General features: G+C 38.9%; 17 protein-coding genes. 8 read left to right on the forward strand and 9 right to left on the reverse strand.

Features of this window, described 5'->3' with window-relative positions:
* Positions 1-962: 962 nt before the first annotated feature.
* Positions 963-2,183, reverse strand: a complete 1,221-nt coding sequence (locus tag F580_RS0111235; protein WP_019027833.1) for a serine hydrolase domain-containing protein — start codon at positions 2,181-2,183, stop codon at positions 963-965.
* Positions 2,184-2,905: 722 nt separating this feature from the next.
* On the opposite strand from F580_RS0111235, the gene F580_RS0111240 reads away from it, so the two are divergent.
* Positions 2,906-3,094 carry a hypothetical protein gene (locus F580_RS0111240; protein WP_019027834.1) on the forward strand — a complete coding sequence of 63 codons (189 nt, stop codon included), beginning with the start codon at positions 2,906-2,908 and terminating at the stop codon, positions 3,092-3,094.
* A gap of 195 nt (positions 3,095-3,289) precedes the next feature.
* Here the strand turns inward: F580_RS0111240 and trxC are convergent, their stop codons facing one another.
* Positions 3,290-3,721 carry a thioredoxin TrxC gene (trxC, locus tag F580_RS0111245; protein ID WP_019027835.1) on the reverse strand — a complete coding sequence of 144 codons (432 nt, stop codon included), beginning with the start codon at positions 3,719-3,721 and terminating at the stop codon, positions 3,290-3,292.
* A 263-nt stretch (positions 3,722-3,984) separates the two neighbouring features.
* Here trxC and F580_RS0111250 point away from each other — a divergent pair, with 263 nt between their 5' ends.
* Positions 3,985-5,967, forward strand: coding sequence for a collagenase (locus F580_RS0111250; protein WP_019027836.1), 1,983 nt, complete (start codon positions 3,985-3,987; stop codon positions 5,965-5,967).
* 95 nt (positions 5,968-6,062) lie between these two features.
* On the opposite strand, the gene F580_RS0111255 is transcribed toward F580_RS0111250, so the two are convergent.
* Positions 6,063-6,839 (reverse strand): hypothetical protein, encoded by a 777-nt coding sequence (locus tag F580_RS0111255; protein WP_019027837.1) that lies wholly within the window; start codon positions 6,837-6,839, stop codon positions 6,063-6,065.
* Between the two features lie 249 nt (positions 6,840-7,088).
* Here F580_RS0111255 and F580_RS0111260 point away from each other — a divergent pair, with 249 nt between their 5' ends.
* Both F580_RS0111260 and F580_RS0111270 read left to right on the forward strand, forming a co-directional pair.
* The gene (locus tag F580_RS0111260; protein ID WP_211215617.1) at positions 7,089-7,970 is read left to right on the forward strand and encodes a DMT family transporter; all 882 of its coding nucleotides are present in this window, start codon (positions 7,089-7,091) and stop codon (positions 7,968-7,970) included.
* Positions 7,971-8,169: 199 nt separating this feature from the next.
* Positions 8,170-8,373 (forward strand): hypothetical protein, encoded by a 204-nt coding sequence (locus tag F580_RS0111270; RefSeq protein WP_019027840.1) that lies wholly within the window; start codon positions 8,170-8,172, stop codon positions 8,371-8,373.
* Positions 8,374-8,415: 42 nt separating this feature from the next.
* Here the strand turns inward: F580_RS0111270 and F580_RS0111275 are convergent, their stop codons facing one another.
* A complete protein-coding gene (locus F580_RS0111275) occupies positions 8,416-8,724 on the reverse strand; it encodes a hypothetical protein (protein WP_019027841.1) in 309 nt (102 codons plus the stop codon).
* 207 nt (positions 8,725-8,931) lie between these two features.
* On the opposite strand from F580_RS0111275, the gene F580_RS24400 reads away from it, so the two are divergent.
* The 3 genes from F580_RS24400 to F580_RS0111290 all read left to right on the forward strand — a co-directional run bounded on the left by F580_RS24400 (position 8,932) and on the right by F580_RS0111290 (position 14,092).
* Positions 8,932-9,366, forward strand: coding sequence for a CBS domain-containing protein (locus F580_RS24400; protein WP_019027842.1), 435 nt, complete (start codon positions 8,932-8,934; stop codon positions 9,364-9,366).
* Positions 9,367-9,518: 152 nt separating this feature from the next.
* Complete coding sequence (gene hrpA, locus F580_RS24405; protein WP_051092074.1) at positions 9,519-13,652, forward strand: ATP-dependent RNA helicase HrpA; 4,134 nt, start codon at positions 9,519-9,521, stop codon at positions 13,650-13,652.
* Positions 13,653-13,792: 140 nt separating this feature from the next.
* Entirely contained in the window at positions 13,793-14,092 is a 300-nt protein-coding gene (locus tag F580_RS0111290) for a PilZ domain-containing protein (protein ID WP_019027844.1), read from the forward strand.
* Positions 14,093-14,252: 160 nt separating this feature from the next.
* On the opposite strand, the gene F580_RS0111295 is transcribed toward F580_RS0111290, so the two are convergent.
* Positions 14,253-15,443 carry a class I SAM-dependent methyltransferase gene (locus tag F580_RS0111295; protein WP_019027845.1) on the reverse strand — a complete coding sequence of 397 codons (1,191 nt, stop codon included), beginning with the start codon at positions 15,441-15,443 and terminating at the stop codon, positions 14,253-14,255.
* A gap of 89 nt (positions 15,444-15,532) precedes the next feature.
* Between F580_RS0111295 and F580_RS0111300 the strand changes: the two genes are divergently transcribed.
* Positions 15,533-15,862 carry an acylphosphatase gene (locus F580_RS0111300; protein ID WP_019027846.1) on the forward strand — a complete coding sequence of 110 codons (330 nt, stop codon included), beginning with the start codon at positions 15,533-15,535 and terminating at the stop codon, positions 15,860-15,862.
* A 37-nt stretch (positions 15,863-15,899) separates the two neighbouring features.
* On the opposite strand, the gene F580_RS0111305 is transcribed toward F580_RS0111300, so the two are convergent.
* The 4 genes from F580_RS0111305 to F580_RS0111320 form a co-directional block, all read right to left on the reverse strand.
* Positions 15,900-16,109, reverse strand: a complete 210-nt coding sequence (locus F580_RS0111305) for a DUF1653 domain-containing protein (RefSeq protein WP_019027847.1) — start codon at positions 16,107-16,109, stop codon at positions 15,900-15,902.
* Positions 16,110-16,145: 36 nt separating this feature from the next.
* Entirely contained in the window at positions 16,146-16,592 is a 447-nt protein-coding gene (locus tag F580_RS0111310) for a hypothetical protein (RefSeq protein WP_019027848.1), read from the reverse strand.
* 170 nt (positions 16,593-16,762) lie between these two features.
* Positions 16,763-17,743 (reverse strand): cysteine synthase A, encoded by a 981-nt coding sequence (gene cysK, locus F580_RS0111315; RefSeq protein ID WP_019027849.1) that lies wholly within the window; start codon positions 17,741-17,743, stop codon positions 16,763-16,765.
* A 160-nt stretch (positions 17,744-17,903) separates the two neighbouring features.
* A complete protein-coding gene (locus tag F580_RS0111320; RefSeq protein ID WP_019027850.1) occupies positions 17,904-18,335 on the reverse strand; it encodes an META domain-containing protein in 432 nt (143 codons plus the stop codon).
* Positions 18,336-18,494 lie beyond the last annotated feature (159 nt).

Raw genomic sequence — 18,494 nt, forward strand, 5'->3', positions numbered from 1 at the left:
GATGAACATACGTGAATATTGCCTTTCATTTCGGCACTTGATTCAAGCAGACTTGGTGCGCGTTGATAGGTTAGGGCAGTAATTCCACGTTTTGATTATTTTGACCGTTCAACAAACTAAATTATTAAAGTTAGTTGCATTACTGTGCCAGACACGGCAACTCCCATCTCAGTGAATGAATCGCCATTTTGTAAAGTGTCAGTCAAGCTGAGCCATGACGTTACAGGGATGTAACTTATTAGACAATGCAGGAGCAGATTGTCCTGATGGCGAAGACTGCCGCTTTTCATGGACGAATATCGGCAGGCATTGGCTGTAAACTCAAAATGGTTATTCATGTTTTCACTGAGTAGGGACTCCGTGGGGTTCCAAGGGGATGCCGGAGGCAGTGTCCCTTTGGGTGCTGTCGCCACCGCGACGCCAAGCAGGGGAGTAAGCTCCAACTACTAATTAAGTGTTATCCTTCATTTAAGGCAATATCTTCGACGTAACAGTAATGATGGCGAAGACTGCCGCTTTTCATGGACGAATATCGGCAGGCATTGGCTGTAAACTCAAAATGGTTATTCATGTTTTCACTGAGTAGGGACTCCGTGGGGTTCCAAGGGGATGCCGGAGGCAGTGTCCCTTTGGGTGCTGTCGCCACCGCGACGCCAAACAGGAAACCAAACTCAAAGCTGATCAGTTAACCACTGACGAACATACGTGACCACTTTTATTCATTCCAGCGTTTGTACACGCAGACTTGGTGCGTGTTGAGAGGGTGGTGATTGTGTTGTTATTTGTCCTGCACTTAAAGCCGTCATTCCCGAATTATCTTGTCGGGAATCCAGTGAACTAAGTTCTGGATCTTCGAAAAAGCCACCACGAAGATGACAGCTGTTATGTGAGCTACCCGTACCAAACACGCCAATGCCCATCTCAGTGAATGAATCGCCATTTTGTAAATTTTAAAGTGCTAGCTACAAATCACCCTCCGCTGATGCATTCACTAGAATACTGGCAATTTCACGAGTGAAACTCATATAACCACGCCATCCTTTAATATTGGTTAATACTGCAATTGAAATATCATGCTCTGGGATCACAAAGACAATTGATGAACTACCTGCTTGTTGTCCTGTATGCCCAAACCAACTTTGTTCATCATTAGGAAATAACATGACGCCCATTCCATAATTATACTTTGATGGAATAGCGTCACGCCATGAGGGGATATGTGCTGAATTCATTTCATTTTTGCTATAAGGAGATATCATCAAAGACTTTGTTTTTTCTGAGATTAACTGATTATTATTGAATGCTTGAGCGAATAAAATAAGATCGGTTGCCGTCGACAAATGTCCACCTGCAGGTAGGTTTTCACTGACATCCCGCATATTAGCACGGCGCAATTTCTTATTTTTATTTAACCGGTAACCAGATGCTCTATGAGGAATAATTGCCCAAGCATCGTCATCAACCGTATTATTCATAGCAAGAGGAGTAAATATTAAATCTTCCATAATTTCTCGATAAGGTTTTTTTGCTGCTCCTTGTAATACACAAGCTAGAGTACGAAATCCATAAGAAGTGTATTTCCAATTTGTACCGGGCTTAAATAATAACGGGTCTTCTTTAAAATTATTCAGGGGAGTGATCACCTCTGTATATCGAGTATAACGGCCAAGTTGATCAATAAAGCGTTTTCTTTCTATTTTAGTACGTTCGTCATCAGAGCTTGCACGGGAAAGTAGCGCATTATAATCAGCATAATGCCTTATGCCAGAGGTGTGGGTTAATAACTGCTTTGTTGTTATTACATTTAATTTAAGGGGATATTTAGGACAATATTTTTGAATAGGGGCGTTAAGATCAAGAGCGCCTGTTTCAATGAGTGACATGGTAGCGCTAGACGTGAACCATTTTGAAATTGAAGCGATACGATATTTTGTTTGTGGTGTTGCTAAGATATTATTTTCTATATCGGCTAAGCCATAAGCATCAGAGAAAATAATTTTATTTTTATATCCTACCGCTATTTGAAGAGAGGCTGTTCCTGATTGTTTAAGTTCGACTATGGCAGCAGCACTGAGTTGTTTTTGCCAGATTTCCTGCTTTTTATTTTCATTTGCTTGGCTGGTTAAGCTATAGGCTGTTAACAACATTAATGGTACAAAATATACCTTGGTTAATATTGGCATACACTTTCCTTTCTATTTAATAAATATTTATAATTGTTAATACGTAAGAAAAAGTAAAAGGTTGTTGTTAATTTGGAAATAAAAAAGTTATATCAGTTGCTAGGTTTACTATTTTTATTTTCTATCGTTGCCGTTATGCTGACAACGTTCTAGGTGTTTAAACGGCGAGCCCTCTTTGATCTCATCTCTCGCTGCTGCATTAAACGTGTTTCCTTGAATAAATTAATTTAACATTGGCGGCGCGTCGCTCCTTGGGTGTTGTCGCCACCGCGACGCCAAACAGGGAATCAATCTCCAGTCGTTTGAAGTTAACCCAAAGGTATCACAAGATATCAAGGGGTCAGGATAGTTGATTTGTTGGGTAAAGGGGGTTGCGATCATCGGCTGCTGACGCCCTCGTGATGTCTATTACAGGCATCAGAAAAACCACTTAGCTATGAATAATATTTTGCATCATTTCCCTAAAGCGAGTATCGACAACAGGAACCTATTTATTGTTATTAGCTGAACTACTTGCTTTATTTTTAGCTAGGCGCTCAATTTAAGGTCACCACATTTTTAAATTTCATAACTGCGTTGCAATTTGCTAAATGCGATTGTTATAGGTAAAGGTTATTGATAAATTTCGTGTTATATCAAGGAAGCAATGTTCTAATAAAGTTGGCATTGTTACTGCTACATTAAGCTGGGTGGAGCCATTTTAATAAGTTGAGGAGAATAATATGTCTCATGGTAACCAAGGCGTAACTAGACGAATAATTCTTACTGCACAGCAGTTACAGACACAGCAAAACTATAAACAGGAAAACCAGAGAAAAGCTAATCAGCTTGTTTACGATGAGCTTAAGCACGAAGATAATCAGCAACTTTATATGGACGGAAATGAAAGTTACTTGCTGGGCTATAACTAGCCGGTTGTTAGTTATTAATGAACAGTGGCATTAAGGGTAAACTAGTTACCGTTAAGTCTTCGCTTTTTGTGTTGCTGTTTTGTTTAGGTGTTGGCGAAATTAAGGGCAGAGCTACCTTTGCACCTTGTTGCTAGCGTTATTTCAAACGGTAACTGTTTAACGCTTATTGCAGCGATGTAACAAGTGCTAAATAAGTTAAGCTATTTTTTGAACACAATTTACCAGCCACTGCTTCATTTGAATTTCATTAAGCCCACCAGAAATACGATCCACTTCTTTACCCTGATGAAATAACACCAAGGTAGGTAAGCTACGAATATTCGCCTCTGTGGAGATTTGTTGTACTTGTTCAGTATTAACTTTGGCAAATAATAGATCAGGCGACGATAGGGCAACTTTACTAAAAACAGGGGCCATGTTTTGACATGGGCCGCACCAACTAGCCCAAAAATCGACAATAACGGGTAAGTGATTACGTTCAATAAAGGGGTAAAAAGTATTGGCCGTTAATGCAACCGGTTTAGGGGAGTAAACACCTTGCTGACATTTTCCGCACTTACCCTTGGTGTAGTCTTTCTCATCAGGAATGCGATTAGTCGCAAAACAGTTGCCACATACTATATTCATAATTTTTTATTTAATTTGTTAAAAAGTTAAGTTTGCTGATTTTACCAAACTATTCCCTAACAGTTAATCCCTAACAGTTAATAACCATAAAGAGAGTGAGGCCTGTACAAGGGGACGTCAGCGAAATTTACCATTGACAGATTCACACTAAGTTACATTTTCAGTAAATACCCATCGGACTATTGGTATATTGTATACATTAACGGTATATTGTATGCAGTAACATTTATCATCAAAACAACAACAATAATTAAGAGACCTCTATGAATAAATTTTCAAAGTCACTGGCAGCGATTGCTATCGCCTCGGTAGTTTGTGGTTGCAGCTACAACGCTGTTAACGATGGGAGTCAGCAGTCAAATACCGTAAGTACTGTCACTCAAGTTAACCCTATGGTTGCACAAGTCTTAGCGACAGATGTTGACCAACTTTGGAGCCAAGACTTTGATCACTATCAAGCAGGTTTGCTTAAAGCTGTGGCTGATGAAATTTCCGTTGAAGCATTAAAAGGTGACTTAAGCAGTGAGAAGTTAGAAAAACTGACCTTCTATTTACGGATATATAGCAGTTTTGGTAGCGATGAAAATTGGCCCGAGCAGACCGCTGACTCCGTGAATAACGCGCTAGTTAATTTATTTAATATGCCGGGCTTCTTAGCGGTAAACAAAACAACGGCGCGGTTACATGAAAACTATGCGGTGGCTTTATATCGTTTGTATTTCTTAGCACCATTACAGCCCTTTACTGCAGAGCAAGTTGAGCCGCTGAGCCGGTTAATTAAGCTTTATGCTAGCGCTGATTTATCCACTATCACAAAAGATACAACCGTTGATTATGCCCTGTGGGAAGTATTACGTGCCGGCGCAATTTTACCGTACGAAGCGCGCAGAAAAAATAACACAGAATTTACTAAAGCGGTCCACGGCGAAGGTGAACTTCAACAAGCCTTAACGCAATTTATTACAGCAAAGAATAATAAGCTTGCCGGTGATGATTGGCCTAAACAACATGCTCTTTGGGCACTGGCACAATATTACAATTTATATACTAAAGAATACTGGAATGAATATTATCAGCGTTCAGAAGACGATCAAAAACGCTTAGACGATGATAAGTTGTCGCTCGCCGTAGAGCAGTCAATGGATGATCTTGATAATAACATTTGGCAAGCATTAACTGTTGATAAGGACATAGATATTGAGCAGAGTAAAACGCTGTTCAGTATCCCTTATGTGGTTAATACCTTTCGAGGTAAATCAGAATGCGAAGAAGGAACGCTTGCGGGGCGCTGTATCACGCCAACTATTGAGCAAGCCTTGCCGATTAACCATGACTGCTCAGATAAAATATACATTTTGACGCAGGCGATGACACAAGCGCAATTAAATGACTCTTGTCAGCAGTTAATTTCACAAGAAAGTAATTTTCATAACATTTTAGCAACCAATAACCAACCAGTCGCTAATGATTTTAATGACAAGTTACGGGTTGTTATTTTTGATAATCATGCGGAATACAATAAATACGGTCAATTAGTCTTTGATATTAATACTGATAATGGCGGTATGTATATTGAGGGTACAACTCAAGACCCTGATAATATTGCTACTTTTTATTCTTTCGAACATTTTTGGGTTAGACCAGACTTCGCTGTGTGGAATTTAAACCATGAATTTGTTCATTACCTAGATGGCCGCTTTGTCAAATATGACACCTTTAATCACTTTCCTAGTCACATGGTATGGTGGTCTGAAGGCCTAGCAGAATATGTGGCTAAAGAGGATAACAACCCCAAAGCCTTTACCTTGGTGAATGATACGGTAGTTAAAGACTGGCCAAGTTTAAGTGATGTATTCAATACCGAATACAAAGACGGCACTGACAGAGTATACCGTTGGGGTTATTTAGCGGTACGCTTTATGAATGAACGACATCAAGGCGATTATAGAAAAATGGCGCATTTTTTAAAAACTGATTTCTTCGCAGGTTATAAAAATTTACTAGATGATTCAGGTGAAAAATATAATGAAGAATTTAAGCAGTGGCTTGTTGAGCATAACAACAATTTTATTGCCGAATCAGTAAATAACAACCCGCATAAACCGCGTCAGTTCTATCGTTATACTTATAAGGACTACCTGCAACCCTCTCATTTAATTGAAGACAAGCTACATATGCATTGGCAGTATTGGCATGAAAATGCGTTAAAAGCGACACAAGAAAAAATCGCTAATCAAACTAAATAGTTATGGCCTCAGTGTTAGGCTAAGAAGCTAGCCTAACACTGAGGGGGAGCACTGAGGATTATCAGCGGAGAATAACCGTCGAAGAAAAAGTTAAGCTAACTAGACATAAGTAAATAAAATGACTTTTGTTCATCGTCGGCTGAGCTACTCGAAGAATGTATAGAAGTGAACTGCCACCAAGTTTGTTGAGCCATCTCTTTAACAACGAGGGACCAAACACCCGCTTCAGTTTCGCTTATCAACAACTCGCAACGATCAATTTTGCAGGTAACACCTTGTAGTATTAATGAATTAGCATGATAGTGGGTTTGGATAAAATCGGTAAGTTGAGTCGCTATTTTATAACCCCAATCGAGATCTTCCTCTTCTTGATGTAATTGGTATATTTCATCGCGCTGATTTCCACGAAAACCTCGTCTATATTTGGCAAAGTCATCAGTTATCAATGCCATCATTTGCTGATCGGTAATATCACTTTCATCTAAAGATTCAATCTCTAAGGTTAATTGTGTTACGCGGTTGTTGGTGCGGCGGTATTTATCTTCTAATGCCTTATTCTTTAGGGTGAGTTCTTTAATTTGTTCTCGAAAATTGTTGCTGTCTGGTGATGGAATTTGCTTAACCTCTGACCTTGATAAGTTACTTCGAGGTGATTGTTTCACTGTTATATCGGCATTATTAGCCACTTTAGCTAAGGTCAGACTATCTTTATCTGAAATTTTATTCGAACTTTCAAATATCAAAGAGGATGCTAAAGCTGTTGGTGAAACTGCTGTTTCTTGTTCGGCCGATATTGCTGTTGAAGAGTTAAGTGTTGAAATAAAGTAACCTGAGCCGGCGCCTATGCAAAAGCAAAGTAGGTATTTAATCATTGTTAATTTCGTCCCTGTTAAATGATATTTATAGGGCGTTGTATACCCAGACTAAAAATAACACTTTTGTTGGATTGTTTGCAAGATAAGTGCAATATAGCTAAATGGGTTAAGGCTTCATCACTCGAGTAAGGCCATTAAAGCTTCTTCATGAACGATTGGTCATTAAATTTTGTATAAACGTATATAAGCTTAATAAAACAGTCACAGCAATCATTCTTCACTGTAAGGTTATAGAGATTAAATATTATGCCACTTTTTCTTTGGATGTCAGGCGCATTGGCCTCCTTTTGTATTCTTGCTATAGGTGCTCGTGAGTTAAGTGGTCAGCTAAGTGTGGCTCAATCACTGTGTATTCGCAGCGCCATTGGCTTAATATTCTTATCGGGTATTTACTTTTTCAGGTTTCGGTACCTGAATAAAAGCAGGCAAAAACTATTATCCCCTCCCCAACAAGTTAAGGTCATTAAATTACATCTATTTCGTAATGTATTCCATTTTATAGCGCAATACGGCTGGTTCTTTGGCATTGGCTTACTGCCGTTGGCGGAGGTGTTTGCGCTCGAATTTACCGTACCCATTTGGACCTTATTAATTGCCAGTTTTTTCCTTAATGAAAAGGTTACCACTAATAAAGTGATAGCGATATTTCTAGGAACATTAGGGGTGCTAGTGATTGTGCAACCAGGTTATGCCTTGATTGATTCTGCTTCCATTGCTGTACTCGGTTCGGCCATTTGTTTTGCTATCTCGCATACCGCGACAAAAGCCTTATCAACGTCGCAATCACCGTTAACCATTTTATTGTTCATGTGCATTATTCAATTACCCCTTGGCTTAGTGCTGTCATTATCAACTTGGGTGTGGCCAGAAGGGCTGCAGTGGTTTTGGTTAGTGGTTATTGGACTTAGTGCATTGTCAGCTCATTATTGTTTAGCTAAAGCTATGCAGTTCACTGAAGTGACTACCATTATTACTTTGGACTTTTTGAGATTACCTTTAATCGCTCTGGTCGGGGTGAGCTTTTATGGTGAAGCGGTTGAGCTCCCTTTACTTGTTGGTGGCGCCTTAATGATAATTGCTAACCTAATTGGCGTTCGAGACTTAAAGCTAAGCAGGAAAAAAGCATAAAGACAGTCACTATGATTTTTTTGAGGGGAGGAGTAAACGTGAAAGTGTAGTGGCAGAGTTAATTGAGCTAAATGAAGGAATGATGTTTCTTTGTTCAAGTCCACGACTATAATTAACCATAGTTATTGAACAGTTGTTCGATGTTTGTTTACTGGCGCTTTGAATATGTTGATGCTCTGAATAAGTTAAGGAGGCTAACATGGTTTCACCCATTGATGGTAATAGCTCGGTAAGTCAAGTTTTACAACAGCAACATCAGCAAGTTGCTGAACAACAAGCGCTTCAGCGAGACAAAGATAACCAACAAGAAATAAATCGGCAAACACAAGAAAGGGCACAAGCGGCGCAAACTAACAACGATCCCGATAGTCGAATAGGCCGCTCAGTGGATATATCTGTCTAAGCTGATATTTTGGTTGCGAGTATTTAGTGAGTAATAGTTATATTAGTCGCTGTGCTTTTTTCTAAAAGCAAAAGCTTGCTCACACGCCGGTAATTCATAAAACATCGGCGCGCCATTAATTCTATTACCATTGTATGCGTTCGCTTCATCCTTGCAGACCGACTCACTCTTCTTAAATTTATTTAGGCACTCTTGATATATTTCTTTCTTTCGTGGTTTAAGAGCAACTTGTCGTGCCTCTTCACACATTTTATCTAATTTTTCTTGCTGCTTTTGATGAGCAAAAGCGACAGAGGCTATACTGTTAATGACTATGGCTAAAGTAAAAATACCCAGTAACTTTGCTGACATATTTAATTCCTTGAAATAACTATTAATAGTTGAACTTTTATTGTGCGATATAATAACCAAGTCTGCTGATATTAATTTAATAAAGCTAAGGGAAAAGTGGTTTTTTTGCAAAGGCTTATCTACAGTTATTAGTAAAGTAACACACCACTTAATAACAATGTTTTATTTCAGATAATAAACTAAATAACGATTTAGTTAGGGGTTAAAATGGAATCATTAAAAATAAAAGAATATATGAATCACTATCCAGTCACCTTTACTGAAAATATGTCAGTTGAAGAAGCCTCCTTACGCTTTCTCAAAACCAAGCAAATTGGTGGACCTGTGATAGATATTAATTATAAATTATTGGGTTTTATCTCCGAAGGTGATATTTTGGGTAAAATGTTAGAAAGCATTTACTTCAATGAACATGTAGCCGTTATTAAGGATATTATGAACAAAGATGTGCTTTCAGTAAAACCTTATGACAGTATTATTGAACTAGGTCAAAAAATGTTAAAGGATAAGCCTAAAGTATATCCAGTGGTTGATGACGATGATAATTTACTGGGCACTATTTCGCGTAATGAAGTGCTACAAGCTTGTTATCAACATGGTAAAGCTCGGTTATCGATTGAAAAAGAACAAGCCGCCGTTTAATAGCAACTCTGCACCTTATTTAGCACATCAGGTAAATAAAGGAGCTGAAAAGTTCCTTTACTGAATACCTTTGTTATTTTTAATACTTTACTCGCTGTAATTACAAAGTTTTACTGTTAAAATAATCTTTTAATTTTTTATCCGAGTTTGTTTTGTCTGTTTCGATTGAGTCTGCTATCACTTCCTTTTTTCATCTACAAAACCTTTTTGAATTATTGCCCCAAGCAAAAAAGAGCGATGTTGGTCGCTTTAAAGCTAGGTTAATCAGCCTTAAAAAAAACCTGGCCAAAGAGTCGGGTCTAAAGACTCAAGCTGAGTTATCGCAACTGGCCTTATCGGTAAAACAGATAAAGCTTGTTGAGCAACTGCAACAAGGTATTTTAAAATCAATTGCAGATAAAAAACAAAAAATAAGTAATCTACCAAAAATAACCTATCCCGAAGGTTTACCTATTTCGCAAAACGCCGAGCAAATATCTAAGGCGATTCAAGATAACCAAGTGGTTATTATTGCCGGTGAAACGGGCTCAGGTAAAACTACCCAGATCCCTAAAATTTGTCTTGCGCTTGGTCGTGGTGTGGATGGCCTTATCGGCCATACCCAACCTAGACGTATTGCAGCCAGAACGGTTGCTAATCGTATTGCCGAAGAATTAGGGACAAAACTGGGTGATCAGGTTGGTTATAAGGTTAGGTTTAATGATCAAGTCAGTGAGCGCAGTTATATCAAGTTGATGACCGACGGTATTTTGTTGGCGGAAATGCAAAGAGATAGATTATTACGTCAATACGACACTATCATTATCGATGAAGCTCATGAACGTAGTTTAAATATCGATTTTATTTTAGGGTATTTAAAACAAGTCCTAGCTAAACGTCCTGATCTTAAGTTAATCATTACTTCAGCGACAATTGACCCGCAACGTTTTGCTAAACATTTTGCCAGTAAAACCGGAGTTTTAGCGCCTATTATTGAAGTTACCGGTAGAACATTCCCGGTTGAGATGCACTATAGACCCTTAAATGATCGGGTCATTGGCGATGATGACCAGCAATCACCCCAAGATGTTGATGTTATCGATGGTATCTTAGCGGCTGTTGACGAGCTCAGTGACTACGGTCAAGGCGATATCTTGGTGTTTCTCAATGGTGAAAGAGAAATACGCGATACCGCTGCGGCGCTAATTAAAGCCAATTTACGTCAAACCCATATATTGCCACTTTATGCCCGTTTGACCGTAAGCGAACAAAATCAAATATTTAAACCCCATAGCGGTCGAAATATTGTCTTAGCGACCAATGTTGCTGAAACTTCTTTAACGGTACCGGGCATTAAGTATGTTATCGATCCAGGTACGGCGCGAATTTCACGTTACAGTTATCGTACCAAAGTCCAACGTTTACCCATTGAAGCTATTTCACAGGCAAGTGCTAATCAACGTTCTGGTCGTTGTGGCCGTGTTTCTGACGGTATTTGTATCCGTTTATATTCAGAAGATGATTACAACAATCGCCCTGCATTTACTGATCCCGAAATTTTACGTACCAACTTGGCAACCGTTATCTTGCAAATGCATGCCTTGGACTTGGGCGATATTGCTGATTTTCCGTTTGTTGAAGCACCAGATAATCGTAATATTAGTGATGGTGTACGTTTATTAGAAGAAATTGCCGCGATTGAAAGCTCCGATAAGCCTGCCAATAACAAAACCCCTAAAGGTAAAGTGGCGGCTACCTCAACACAGTTAACCAAGTCAGGGCGTTTATTAGCAAAATTTCCGATAGACCCGCGTCTAGCCAAAATGGTTATCTCCGCTATTGAGTTTGGTTGTATTGAGCAAATACTTATTATTGTTAGTGCCTTAAGTATCCAAGATCCAAGAGAAAGGCCACACGAAAAACAACAGCTTAGTGATGAAAAACATAGCCGATTTAAAAACAAATCTTCTGACTTTATAAGTTTACTTAATCTTTGGCAGTATATTAACGAGCAGAAAAAAGATTTAACACAAAATCACTTTAGGAAATTATGTCAGCGCGAGTTTCTCTCTTATGTGCGTTTACGTGAATGGCAAGATCTCTTCAGTCAATTAAAGATGACCTTAAAAGAACAAAACATAACCTTAACCTCGATTGATTACCAATTTTCAATGCCAAGTGGTCAACAGGGCCAAGCAGGTGGGGCATCAGGAGATAAGGAAAAAGACAGTGAGCAGGAGTCGGTATTAACACCCGTGCATCAAGCATTATTATCGGGTTTACTTAGTCATATCGGCCAACAAGATGAAAATCGCGAGTACAAAGGTGCACGCGGCATGAAGTTTTTTATCTTCCCTGGCTCGGCGTTAACAAAAAAATCACCTAAGTGGCTAATGTCAGCTGAGTTAGTGGAAACAAGTCGACTATTCGCTCGTATGAATGCCAAGATTGACCCTTTATGGTTAGAGCCGCTAGCACAGCATTTGGTTAAACGAAATTACAGCGAGCCGCACTGGGAGAAAAAGCAAGGTGCGGTGATGGCCTTTGAGCAAGTGACGCTCTATGGCTTAAGTATTGTCAATAAACGTAAAATTAATTTTAATACTATTGAACCAGCCATTTGCCGTGAGATATTTATTCGCGAAGCACTGGTTAATGGTGACTGTGTTATTAAAGAAAAATTCCTAAAACAAAATCAACAGCTGGTAGAGAGCATTGAAGCACTAGAGCAGAAAGCCCGCCGTAAAGACTTTTTGATTGATGAGCAGCACCTTGTTGATTTTTATAGTGATAAACTACCAGAATCGATAATTTGTCAACGTAGTTTCCTCGCTTGGTGGAAAAAAGCTAAGCAAAATAACACCCAGTTATTAGACTTTAGTGAAGCTTTTTTATTGAATGAATCTAGTGATAAATTAAGTACTACACAATATCCAGATTTTTGGCAGCAGGGCAGTATAACCTTGCCGCTTAATTATCATTTTAGTCCGGGCGATATCGATGATGGTATTAGCGTCATTGTACCGATAGCTTTATTAAATCAAATACAAGATATTGGCTTTGATTGGTTGATTCCGGCATTACGCGAAGAGCTAGCCATTGCTTTAATTAAAGCGTTACCGAAATCATTAAGGCGTAACTTTGTTCCTGCGCCAAATTATGCTCAAGCTTGTTTAGCGGCGATACCAAGTGATGAAGGTTATTTGCAACCAGCCTTGGCTAAACAGTTATTACGCATGACGGGTGTACGCTTACCTGAAGATGCCTGGCAGGAAATCTCTCTTCCTGTACATTTAACTATGAATTTCCAGGTCGTTGATGATAAGGGTAAACTACTAAAGCAGGGCCGAGACCTTAATGAGTTAAAAGCTGAGCTGCAAGGTAAAGTTAAAGCCTCAATAAAGCAAGTCGCCGAAAAAGGTATAGAGAAAGCTGATTTAACGCAATGGGACTTTGGTAAATTACCTACTGGCTATGAAAAGAAAGTGGCAAATATCACCATTAAGGCCTTTCCTGCGTTAGTTGACCATAAAAGCAGTGTTGCCATTGAGTTATTTGAGCAAGAGCAACATGCTCAAGAGGCTATGCTTAAAGGTGTCAGTCGCCTTATTTTATTAAATATCCCGACACCTTTGAAATATTTACAAGAAAAGTTACCCAATAAGGCTAAGCTAGGTTTGTACTTTAACCCTTTTGGCTCAATTAATGATTTACTGCAAGATTGTATTCAAGGCGCGTGTTTATCTTTGGTACAGCAGTTTTCTGAGCAAAAAAATGCGGGTCAACTGCCTCGAACACAAGCACAATTTTCCCAGTGCAATGAGTATGTTCGGGCTGAAATAGCGGATTGTGTCTTAGCGGCCACCATTAAAGTTGAGCGGGCGTTAAGTTTACGCCATGAAGTGACCAAGAAAATGAAAGGTAGTGTGCCACTTAATGTTATCCAAGCTCATGGCGATATTAAGCAGCAATGTGAACAACTTGTTTTCAAAGGTTTTGTTAGCCATTCAGGTTTGAGTAAACTTGATGATATTAGTCGCTATTTACAAGGTATGTTACGCCGTTTAGAAAAACTGCCGATTGATCCGAACCAAGATAGGTTGAAACTTATTGAGGTGAATAAAGTCAAAGATGCTTATCAAGCTATTATAAGTAAGCAGAGAAAGGATAAACCTATTGAGCAGGCGCTTCTTACTACGCGCTGGTTAATTGAAGAGTTACGTATTTCCTTATTTGCACAAAACTTGGGTACCTCGGCACCTATATCGGTAAAGCGAATACTAAACCATTTAAAAAGTTTCTCTTAAACTAGGCGCTAGCAACGTTATGTTTCTATTTGCTTAATAGCTGGCAATTTAAGCTTTACTTTTTTGTCGGCAATAGTTGACACTACCCCTTTTGCTCAGTATAAATAATAGCGTGATAACTAGTCTACTTGGGAGAGAGAATGAACGGATTTGATGATAAACGCGATTTTTACCGCATGATGTTAAACAGTGAAGTTACGGTTACCGTTATAGATGATGAAGTAAACAGTCAACTTACCGCGACTTGTCGGGATTTAAGTGCAACAGGCATGGCGTTTGAAATTGGGCATCCATTAGCTATTTCTACCCAGGTAAGAATAAAAGTTGATTCAGCCAGTCCCCAAGTACAAACACTTGATATTAGTGGTCGAGTGGTACGTATTGAAGAAGAGAGTAACAATTGCTATCTCATAGGTGTTGCGATCGAAGAAATAGATTAACCAAGCGAGTTACTGAGGTAGGGTGGCGAGTCACCCTAATCATTACTCAATGTCAAAATAAAAAAGCCAGACTAACTTTCTGGCTTTTTTATTTGCTTTCCCGCTTCTGTTTTTACGCGAGCTAGTCTTTAAAGGCTGGATAAATCGACTCAAATATAGATTATTCTACTTGGCAAACTAGCCCTTTTAAATAATAGCCCTCAGGGTAATTAGATGAAATTGGGTGATCTGCAGCTTGTTGTAAGCGCTCAACAAAGTAAACATTACGCTTGGCATCTAATGCGGCATCAGCGACTACTTTTTGGAACAAACTAGCTTCCATCAGACCTGAGCAAGAGAATGTTAACAATAAACCACCAGGGTTTAATAATTGCATGGCAATCATGTTGATATCTTTATAACCACGACAAGCGCCCGTTAACTGTGCCTTTGATTCTACAAATTTAGGCGGATCAAGGATAATCATATCAAAGCGGCGTTTTTCTTCACGGTATCTGCGTAATAACTTAAAAACATCTTCTTTAATAAAAGAAACGTTGGCATCAGCTAAACCATTTAAGGCGAGGTTACGTTCACCCAAATCAAGCGCTGCTTGTGATACATCGACATTAATAACTTCTTTGGCATTATTCGCCGCGCAATGTAGTGCAAACGTACTGGTATAAGAAAAACAATTTAAGATAGTTTTATCTTTGGCGAATTTTCCGGCCGTTAAGCGAGAGTCTCGTTGATCAAGATAAAAACCTGTTTTGTGACCGGTAGCTATATCAACATGAATTTTGATACCGTGCTCTTCAATAATACATTCAGTCGACTCTTGCGGCTCGGTTAACCAACCCGTTACTGGCTCTAAACCTTCCTTTTTGCGGACATCAACATCAGACCGTTCATATATATGACAATCAGGGTAAAGCTCGGTTAAACAGCTAACTAGGGTATAACGGTGGAAATCTGCACCAGCACTAAGTAACTGACAAACTATAAAATTGTCATATCTATCAATAGTTACACCGGGAAGTCCATCGGACTCACCAGCGATTAAGCGATAGCCGGTTAAATTACCTTGCGCGATATACCAGTCACGTCTCACTTGGGCGTTGGACAGTTTATTTAAGAAAAAGTCTCGATCAATTTCCTGATTTTCATCGAAGCTCCATATGCGAATTCTTATTTGCGACTCAGGTGAATAAGCACCTCTAGCTAACCACGTTCCTTTGCTATCGAAGACATCTACGGTATCCCCAAGCATAGGTTTACCTTTGATCTTGTTAATAGCTTTCGAGAAAATCCATGGGTGTTTACGTAATAATGATTTTTCACGACCAACATTTAAATAAATTCTTGCTGACATAGGTCTATACTTATTTTTAATGAATAAAATACTTAAATAAATAAGCGGATTTTATTCTGTGAAAGGGAAGTTTGCGCCGATTTTAGACAATGACAGACTTAGGTGCAAACTTTACTGATAATAATAGTGATTTAAGAAGAGAAGCAGGTATGAATGTTAGCTATATTGCACATATTTCAGGTAGGGTACAAGGGGTTTATTTTCGAGCATCATCCCAGCAACAAGCCATCGAATACAGTTTAAGTGGCTATGCACGAAACCTAGCCGATGGTGATGTGGAAGTTTTACTTTGTGGTGAGCAAGTTAATATTGACAAAATGTTAGCTTGGCTTTCTCATGGCCCTGAACAAGCACAAGTCGATGATATCCAGCATAAAAAAGTTCCTTGGCAGGAACATAACTTCTTTTCTATCGGCTAAGGCGCAAGCTAACTAATTGATATATTCAACTAAAGCGTTATGGCTTAATGAAGCTGAAGCGCTTTAGTTGTTTCCCTTCTCGCTCTATTGTTTCATCAAACATAGCTAAAGGGCGTAGCCAAATATCTTCAGTATTATCCTTGGGGTGGTAAACCACCATATATTCTTCAGTTTCACTATGTCTGGCAATATAAAGTACTTGATAATAATTGCCTTTAAAGTGTTGGTAGGTACCTATTTTTAACATTTCTTTACCTTTGTTATTGTTTCTTACGGGGCCGATTTAGAACGGGTCTTTCAATATTTTATCCATAAACCATTTACCATCTACCTGAATAAACGCGAGGCGCTTAACGTCTTTAATACGGTTGTCTTGAAAGTAGCCGTCAAAATATATGGTGATGTTAGCACTGCCTTTAAATTGTTGACGCACTTGAACACCACCACTATCGGGTTTCATTTCAACACGGTCGTAAGACATATTAAATAAATGACGGCCAACGGCCGAGGGTGAACGATAATGCATGATCAGCCGTGCTAATTTGGGGCTACAAACAGAAGCGGCTTTCTTAACATTTTTTTCATTATAAAGTGCATCGAAAAAAGCCATGGCGACTATTTCGGGATCATCCACTTTGGTGATTGTTTGTGAGTCATCTCCACTACACGCAGTCAATAACGTGAAAGAGCATAAAAACAGTAAAGAAATTAAAACTTTAAAATAGCGCATTGAAATTCAATCAAAAAATTAAGTATTAGCTTTAATAATAGCGTAATTAGTTTATTAAAGTGAAGCGAAATATCCGTGGCGTTGGGAAAAAGAAAAAGGCACTGCTTTATTTAAACAGTGCCTTTAATTAGTTTTTCGAAGCTATTACTTAACTACGCTATTGATGAACGCTATTGAACGAGTTCTTTATCGCTAAAGCTCTCGCTAAATAATGCACTTGATAAATAACGCTCAGCTGAACTTGGCAAAATTACTACGATATTCTTGCCTTTGTTTTCAGGACGTTCAGCAATTCGTTTAGCCGCAACAACAGCAGCACCCGATGAAATACCAGCAAGGATGCCTTCTTCTTTCATTAAACGGTGCGTCATAGCAAAGGCATCTTCATTTGAAACAAGTTCAACAGCATCAACCATTTCAAGATCTAAGTTACCCGGAATAAAACCAGCACCAATACCTTGAATTTTATGAGGTCCCGGGGTTAATTCTTCGCCAGCAAGCGCTTGACTGATCACCGGAGAGTCTGAAGGTTCAACTGCTACTGTAGTGATAGCCTTACCTTTGGTTAATTTTATATAACGACTTGTTCCCGTGAGCGTACCACCGGTACCCACGCCAGAAACAAAGATATCGATATTGCCGTCGGTATCATTCCAAATTTCAGGGCCCGTAGTTTCTTCATGAATTTTAGGGTTTGCTGGGTTGTCAAATTGGCCTAATAGTACATATCTTTCAGGGTCAGAATCTTTCAATTCTTGGGCTTTAGCAATTGCGCCACCCATACCTTTTGCACCATCTGTTAATTCAACTTTCGCACCTAAAGCGATTAACAACTTACGACGCTCGAGACTCATGGTACTCGGCATGGTCAACGTTATGGCATAACCACGGGCAGCAGCAACAAAAGCTAAGGCGATACCCGTATTGCCACTTGTTGGTTCAACAATTTCCTTTCCGGGCTTTAATAAGCCTTTTTCTTCAGCATCCCAAACCATGCTAGCGCCGATACGACACTTAACGCTGAAACTCGGATTTCTTGCTTCTATTTTAGCGTATACATTAGCACCATTGTCTGCATTAATTACGCGATTAAGTTTAACTAGTGGCGTATTACCTATAGTCGTGGTGTTGTCTTCAAAAATTTTAGACATATTGGATCCTGTGAATTAGTGATATTAATAGCCTAAGAGTAGCTAGTTGTAATAAAAACAGAAGTGATATTTTGTTATAACTTATATTTCTATATAGCATAAAAGTATAGGAAGCTCTATTTTTAGTATTAACTGAGTACTTGGCTATCGCTTCGGGTAACTATGGTTGTGTTTTTTTTATTCTCTTTGCTGTTATTTGTAACTGGCCTTGCTGGTCGTACATTGAAAGCTGGCCACTAATTAATTGAAAGCGTTTAACTTTACTAATAGCTTGCAGTAACAATGTTTCTTGGTCCATCAGAGCGGGTTTACACATTTTACGCGTTGTTGCGATGGCACCGATACTTAACGAGTGATTCTTTGAGTTATAGCTAGATGAGATGTTATTACATGAAGCCGAGCCGGTTAACTTATTATCAGCATTAAAGGATAGTTGAGCATGGCTGTTATCAATTACCCGTTTACCTTGTATTGACACTACATAGAATTTGCCAGGTAATTTTTCTGTAGTTGGTAGGTCAGTAGTACTATTACAGGCCATTAGGGTAGTTGCTAGCGCAACGACTAACGAAATATTTTTATTCTTTATCATTTCTATTTTAATTCCTTGGTTGCTGCTAGAAAATAAGCGGCCTTCACTCAATAATGAGGAATAGTGTCAGTGTTATGTAATTGACGATAAAACTCAAGTGCTTAGTTTTATCGTCAATTACTCAGTTTTACACCATGATCCAGTTTGCTAGGGACACTA

The organism is Colwellia piezophila ATCC BAA-637 (genome assembly GCF_000378625.1).
GTDB classification, from domain to species: domain Bacteria; phylum Pseudomonadota; class Gammaproteobacteria; order Enterobacterales; family Alteromonadaceae; genus Colwellia; species Colwellia piezophila.